At 61.0% G+C, this 6,988-nt stretch carries 4 protein-coding genes; 3 read left to right on the top strand and 1 reads right to left on the bottom strand.

Going from position 1 to position 6,988, the window contains the following annotated elements; all coding sequences use genetic code 11:
* Window positions 1-1,591, bottom strand: a 1,591-nt coding sequence (locus ACLK1G_RS17180) for a retention module-containing protein (protein ID WP_420766501.1), incomplete at its 3' end; no start/stop codon positions are given.
* 362 nt (window positions 1,592-1,953) lie between these two features.
* Between ACLK1G_RS17180 and ACLK1G_RS17175 the strand changes: the two genes are divergently transcribed.
* Genes ACLK1G_RS17175 through ACLK1G_RS17165 form a run of 3 tightly spaced genes read left to right on the top strand, consistent with a single transcriptional unit; the run spans window position 1,954 to window position 6,854 of the window.
* The gene (locus tag ACLK1G_RS17175) at window positions 1,954-3,303 is read left to right on the top strand and encodes a TolC family outer membrane protein (RefSeq protein WP_420766500.1); all 1,350 of its coding nucleotides are present in this window, start codon (window positions 1,954-1,956) and stop codon (window positions 3,301-3,303) included.
* Window positions 3,304-3,340: 37 nt separating this feature from the next.
* On the top strand, window positions 3,341-5,497 hold the full coding sequence (locus tag ACLK1G_RS17170; RefSeq protein WP_420766499.1) for a type I secretion system permease/ATPase: 2,157 nt from the start codon (window positions 3,341-3,343) through the stop codon (window positions 5,495-5,497).
* Window positions 5,487-6,854: an HlyD family type I secretion periplasmic adaptor subunit gene (locus ACLK1G_RS17165; protein ID WP_420766498.1), complete on the top strand. Its 1,368-nt coding sequence runs from the start codon at window positions 5,487-5,489 to the stop codon at window positions 6,852-6,854. Before ACLK1G_RS17170 ends, ACLK1G_RS17165 begins: the two co-directional genes overlap by 11 nt.
* The last annotated feature ends 134 nt before the right edge of the window (window positions 6,855-6,988 follow it).

Below are 6,988 nucleotides of genomic sequence, written 5' to 3'. Positions count from 1 at the left end.
TGGTGATCGTCTTACCGCTTTCGAGCGTGACCGTTACAGGACCATTCTGGGCAGTGACGGGCTTGCCATCGGCGCCGGTCAGGGTGGCGGTGTAGGTGATGGTGCCGTTTTCGTTCACGGTTGGGTTAGCAGTCAAGGTCACGGTAGTGGTGTCGTTGACATCGCTGACCACAGTGCTGACTGGCGTGGTGTTAGGTGCGATAGCTTCGAGGTTGCCACCGGATGCCGAGGCAATCGATTCGGTAACCGTCGTTGGACCCTGGTAAACGTCGTTGCCAACCGCTACATCCAACACACCCGAGCTTGCGCCCGCTGCGATGGTGATGGTTTTACCGCTTTCCAGCGTCACGGTAACCGGACCGTTCTGAGCAGTGACGGGTTTGCCATCGGCACCCGTCAGCGTGGCGGTGTAAGTGATCGTGCCGTTTTCATTCACCGTCGGGTTAGCGGTCAACGTCACGGTCGTGGTGTCAAGCGAATCAGTGATCGTCGTGACCGCAGGCGCCGTATTCGGAACCAGGTTCTCGAAGTTACCCCCAGTTGCGCCAGTAATGGTGGCGCTGACAGTACTGCCATTGTTGTAGACATCGTTCGGCGGAGTATCGACAGCGACGGTGCCGGTGGTCTGGCCGGCGGCAATGGTGATGACCGAGCCGTTGCTCAAGGTCACGGTCACTGGCGTCTGGGCAGGATTGGTCAGCGTGGCGGTGTAAGTGATCTGACCGCCTTCGGTAACGGTGTCGCCTGCGCTCAGGGTGACGGTGGTGGTGTCGACGGTGTCGGTGATCTGGGTAACGGCGGGCGTGGTGGGTACGGTCACGGCGATGCCGCTGCCGCCGGTGGTGCCGGTGACAGTCACGCTGATCTGGCTTGGGTCGTTATAGACCGTGTCGTTTGGCGCGAGCGGCACATTGACGCTGCCGGTCAGTTGTCCGGCTGGAATGACGATGACTGCACCGTTGGACAAGGTCACGGTCAGGTTGGTCAGCGGCGCCTGGGTGACGGTCGCGGTGTAGACCAGCACGCCGCCGGCCTCGGTCAGGGTCGGCGTGGCGCTCAGCGTCATGGTCGCATTGAGCACGGCGTTGGCGGTCGTATCGGCAGTGGTGTCACCACCCAGGATGTTGTCATCGGTGGCGGCAGCCGCGGCGAGTCCTTCCGTAGGAAAACCGATTGTCGGATCGACGCTGCCAGCCGTGGCATCCAGTACGACGAAGCTGTGGCCACCACCGGCCGCACCGCCCGTGCCAGCAGCGGTTGGGCCGGCAGCGGTGGCTTCCAGAGCGGTCGTCGGGTCGACGCCCGCGGCGATGGCTTGTTGCAGTTCGTCTACCGAGGGCGCGGCTTGGGCGGCGGCCTGTTCCAGATCAGTGGAGGAGTCCGCAGCATTGGCGCTCCATTGGGTGTCCCGGCCCAGGTCCAGCGAGCGGCCATCGGCCAGCTCCAATGTGACGGCACCGGCAGGGCCGGTGTCCAACTGGTCGCCCACGTTAAGGCGGTCGCCTTCAATGAGTACGCGCCGAATACCCTCGGGGGATACGGCGAAAACCTGACCAACAATGCTTTTGACGACGGCAATAACACTGCTCATTGAAGACTCTCCGGGTACCACGTTCAGTAGACTTCCATGGACCCGACAGCCTCGTTGGCCGTAGCGGTCTGGACGTACATGCTCACTAAGGAAAAATGTTTTGACGCTTTAAATTTGACGGTTTATTGGCGGCAACTGCGGAAGGTTTTTGTTGCTGCCAAACTATTGACCTTCTGCCGGCCATCCTAAACAATCGCTTCTGTAATGTCACATTGATATTTAAGCGGCGACCTGTTCTTTCAGTGCGTGTTCCAACCCCTGTTTTGAACTTTCCGACATACGGTCATTCCGGTTGCCATCATCCGATGCAGCGCCACGTTTCGCTGTGATTCAAGACAAGCGTTTTCGGGATTTAACCAACCATGCGTTCGCATCTGCTCAAGGCTTTACCTTTCGCCCTCGCCGCCAGTTTCGTACAAGCACAAACCTTGCCGCAGGCCATGCAACAAGCATTGGATGTTCATCCGGAAATCCAGGCGGGCGTGAACAGTCGCCTGGCGGCGGATTATCAGCTCAAGGCTGCCAAGGGCGGCTACCTGCCTAGAGTGGACCTCGCAGCCGGGTACGGCCGTGAAGGCACCGACAGCGTGACCACCCGTTCGGGCACCAATAATCATTGGGAAACCTTGAACCGCAGCGAGTCGAGCCTGCGCCTGTCGCAAATGGTTTTTGACGGTTTTGCGACGTCCAGCGAAGTGGGGCGTCAACAAGCCAACGTCAATGCCCGTGCCTATTCCTTGCTCGACGCCTCTGAGCGCACTGGCTTGACCGTGGCCCAGGTGTACCTGGACGTGCTGACCCGTCGCGAATTCGTGCGCCTGGCCGAGGAAAACCTCAAAAGCCACGAACGCATCTTCGATCAGATCAAGCTGCGCACCTCCCGTGGCGTAGGCAGCGGCGCCGACCTGGACCAGGCCGAAGCGCGCATGGCCCAGGCCCGCAATAACCTCATCACCGAACAGACCAACCTGGCCGACGCCGAGACCAATTACCTCAGCGCCGTCGGCCAACTGCCGGATCAATTGGAGCGTCCCGCCGACTTTATGGCGCTGCTGCCGGCCAACCTCACCGAAGCCCGCGCCCAGATGCTGGACAACAGCCCGGTGCTGCGTTCGGCCGAAGCGGATATCGCCGCTGCCGAGCAGCAGTACGCGGCCGCCAAGTCGAGCTTCTATCCGCGCTTCGACGCAGAGTTGGGTCGCACCGCCGACAATGACCTGGACGGCCAGAACGGCCACAACAATGAATGGCAAGCCATGCTGCGCATGCGCTTCAACCTATACGCCGGTGGCAGTAACAAGGCCGACCTGGAATCCAAGTCCTACCTGTCCAACCAGGCGCTGGATATCCGCAACAACGCGCTGCGCCAGTTGAACGAAGAATTGGGCCTGGCCTGGAACGCGTTGAACAACGCCAACGCCCAAGTGCCGATCGCCCAGCAATACGTCGACCGCAGCGCCAACGTGCGCACGGCCTATCAGAAGCAGTTCAGCCTCGGCGAGCGTACCTTGCTCGACTTGCTCGACAGCGAAAACGAGTTGTTCAGCGCTTCCCGTCGCCTGGCGGAAATCAAGAACGTGCAGCTGTTCACCCAGTACCGGATCAAGGCAACCATGGGCCAGTTGCTGAAAAGCCAGGGTGTGGTCGCGCCGTTGGCATCGGTTGTGCAGAACGACGTGAAACCCAAGGTCCAGTTACCTGGGATGAATTGAGTCCTCCCACCCGTTTTTATCAGTCAGAGTGCCGAGCGTGGAATCAGAAGTCAGTCCAGTCGAACTAGTCCATGACCCGCGCACGCTGCACGACGACCCATTGTTGGATGGTTTGCTGGCGCTTTGCATGCTGCATCAGAAGCCTGCCAGCGCGGCGATGCTCACCACCGGCCTGCCGTTGCCCAAGCAACGGCTGAGCGTCGAATTATTGTCGCGTGCGGCGGCCCGTGCCGGTCTGCAAGGCCGGGTGCTGCAGCGCAAGCTTGAACAAATCCCCGCCATTGCAATGCCGGCCCTGTTGCTGCTTAAGGAAGGCCGCAGCGCCGTGCTGCTGGGCTGGACCGGGGACGGCCAGGCGCGCTTGCTGCTCAGCGAAAGCGAAGGCGGCGAAGTCACGGTGAGCCATGAGCTGCTTGCCGACGACTACAGCGGCAAAGTCTTTTTCGCCCAACCGCAGCATAAATTTGACGTCAACCACGGCACGCTCATTCCCCGCGCGCGTTCCTGGTTTCGCGACACGCTCATGCGTTCCCGCTGGTTGTACGCCGACGCCATCGCCGCCAGCCTGTTGATCAACATCATCGCCATGGCCGCTCCGCTGTTCGTGATGAACGTCTACGATCGCGTGGTGCCGAACCAGGCCGAGTCGACGCTGTGGGTACTCGCCGTCGGGATCACCGGCGCCTATGTGTTCGACCTGATCCTGAAAATGCTGCGCAGCTTGTGCCTGGATTTGGCGGGCAAGAAAACCGACTTGATCATTTCGGCGACGCTGTTCGAGCGCATCGTCGGCATGGCCATGAAATACCGCCCTGCGCGGGTGGGCAGCTTTGCCCAGAATATTCATGAGTTTCAGAGCCTGCGGGATTTCCTTGCCTCGCTGACCCTCACCAGCCTGATCGACCTGCCGTTCACCCTGCTGATCTTCATGGTCATCGCGATCCTCGGTGGGCATCTGGTGTGGATTCCGGTGCTGGCGTTCCCGATTGCCTTGCTGATCGGTTATGCGTTGCAAAAGCCCCTGGTCGCGACCATGGAGCGCACCATGGCCCTGGGCGCCGAGCGTCAATCCAGCCTGATCGAAACCCTCGCCGGCCTGGATGCGGTGAAGGTCAACAACGCCGAGAGTGAGCGGCAATATCAGTGGGAACAAACCATCGGCACCCTGGGCCGTCTCGAACTGCGGGTGAAAATGCTGTCCGGCCTGGCGATGAACATCACCTTGCTGATCCAGCAACTGGCCGGGGTGATCATGATCGTTTTCGGTGTCTACCAGATCATCGCCGGCAACCTGAGCATGGGCGGGTTGATCGCTTGCTACATGCTCAGCGGTCGTGCCCTGAGCCCATTGGCGTCGCTGTCGGGCTTGTTGACCCGTTACCAGCAGGCGCGGGTGACCATGACGTCTGTCGATCAAATGATGGAGCTGCCCCAGGAACGCAATTTCGAAGAGCGTCCGCTTAGCCGCAAGGTCTTGCAGGGTGCAGTTGAATGCCGGCAGTTGAATTTCACCTACCCGAACCAGCAGAACCCCGCGTTGAAGAACATCAACCTGGTGATCAAGCCGGGCGAAAAGATCGGCATCATCGGCCGCAGTGGCTCGGGCAAAAGCTCGCTCGCCAAATTGCTGGTGGGTCTGTACCAGCCTGACGACGGCGCGTTGCTGGTGGACGGCGTGGACATTCGCCAGATCGACGTCAGCGAGCTGCGTTACAACATTGGCTATGTGCCCCAGGACATCCAGTTGTTGGCCGGCACCCTGCGCGACAACCTGACCTCCGGCGCCCGTTACGTCGAAGACGAATTGGTGCTCCAGGCTGCGGAACTGGCAGGCGTACACGAGTTCGCACGCCTGCATCCGCAAGGCTACGAGCTGCAAGTGGGCGAGCGGGGGCAGAACCTGTCCGGCGGCCAGCGCCAGAACGTCGCCCTGGCTCGCGCGTTGCTACTCAATCCGCCCATCCTGTTGCTGGACGAACCTACCAGCGCCATGGACAACACCGGCGAAGAACGCTTGAAACAGCGCTTGGCCGCCGTGGTGGAAAACAAGACGGTGCTGTTGGTGACGCACCGGGCGTCGTTGCTGTCGCTGGTGGATCGCCTGTTGGTGGTCGACCGAGGGCAGATCCTCGCCGACGGTCCCAAGGCCGCCGTGATGGAAGCGTTGAAAAAGGGGCAGATCAGTGTTGCTTAAATCAGGTTTGAAGGGCGCTGTGGGCCGCTATTTCAAGGGTTCCGACTCGCTGCATGGCCAACCGCTGCCCGAGGTCAACAAGGCACTGATCGAGGACGCCCCGCGAGTGGTGCGCCTGACGATCTGGGGCATCATCGGCTTCTTTGTGTTCTTGGTGCTGTGGGCCAACTTCGCTGAGATCGACGAAGTGACCAAGGGCGACGGCAAGGCAATCCCATCGTCCAAGATCCAGAAGATCCAGAACCTGGAAGGTGGCATCGTCGCTGAGCTGTTCATCAAGGAAGGGCAGATCGTCGAGGCTGGCGCGCCGTTGATTCGCCTGGACGACACGCGGTTTGTCTCCAATGTCGGGGAAACCGAGGCCGATCGCCTGTCGATGCTGCTGCGGGTCGAGCGCCTGAGCGCCGAGGTTGAAGATAGACCGCTGAATTTTCCGGCCGATGTGCTCGAGGCCGTACCGGGCCAGGCCGCCAGCGAAAAGTCGTTGTACATCAGCCGTCGCCAGCAACTGCACGATGAGATCGGTGGCTTGCAGGAGCAGTTGATCCAGCGCCAGCAGGAGCTGCGCGAGTTCGTGTCCAAGCAGGCGCAGTACCGCTCCGGCCTGGCGCTGCAACGCCAGGAAATCAACATGTCCGAGCCGCTGGTGGCCCAAGGCGCGGTGTCGCCGGTGGAGGTGCTGCGGCTCAAGCGCGCCGAAGTCGAGACCCGCGGGCAACTGGACGCCACGACGCTGGCGATTCCTCGCGCCGAGTCGGCCATCAAGGAAGTGCAGCGCAAGATCGACGAGACCCGCGGTAAATTCCGCAGCGAAGCCTTGACCCAACTCAACGAAGCGCGCACCGACCTGAACAAGGCCCAGGCCACCGGCAAGGCCCTGGAAGACCGCGTGAGCCGGACTCTGGTGACGTCGCCGGTGCGCGGCATCGTCAACAAAATGCTGGTGAACACCATCGGTGGCGTGATCCAGCCGGGTAGCGACCTGGTGGAGATCGTGCCGCTGGACGACACCATCCTGGTGGAGGCGAAAATCCGTCCCCAGGACATCGCCTTCCTGCACCCCGGCCAGGACGCCACGGTGAAATTCACGGCTTACGACTACACCATCTATGGCGGGCTGAAAGCCAAGCTGGAACAGATCGGCGCCGACACCATCACCGATGAAGACAAGAAAAGCACTTACTACATCATCAAGCTGCGCACCGAGCGTAGCCACCTGGGCACGCCTGAAAAGCCGTTGCTGATCATCCCGGGGATGGTGGCGTCAGTGGACATCATCACCGGCAAGAAGACCGTGCTGAGCTACCTGCTCAAGCCGATCGTCAAAGCCCGGGCCGAGGCTTTGCACGAGCGGTAAATTAATCGAGCTGTGACTCGGTGCTTTTGTGGCGAGGGAGCTTGCTCCCGCTGGGTCGCGCAGCGGCCCCATAAAAAGCGACGAGCGCCGCGCACTCAAGCGGGAGCAAGCTCCCTCGCCAAGGGCGTCGTTTC

This window comes from Pseudomonas algeriensis (genome assembly GCF_048847255.1).
In the GTDB taxonomy this organism is placed as follows: Bacteria; Pseudomonadota; Gammaproteobacteria; order Pseudomonadales; family Pseudomonadaceae; genus Aquipseudomonas.
Note: the sequence above shows the minus strand (reverse complement) of the source record. Positions and strands in the feature narration are given on the sequence as shown.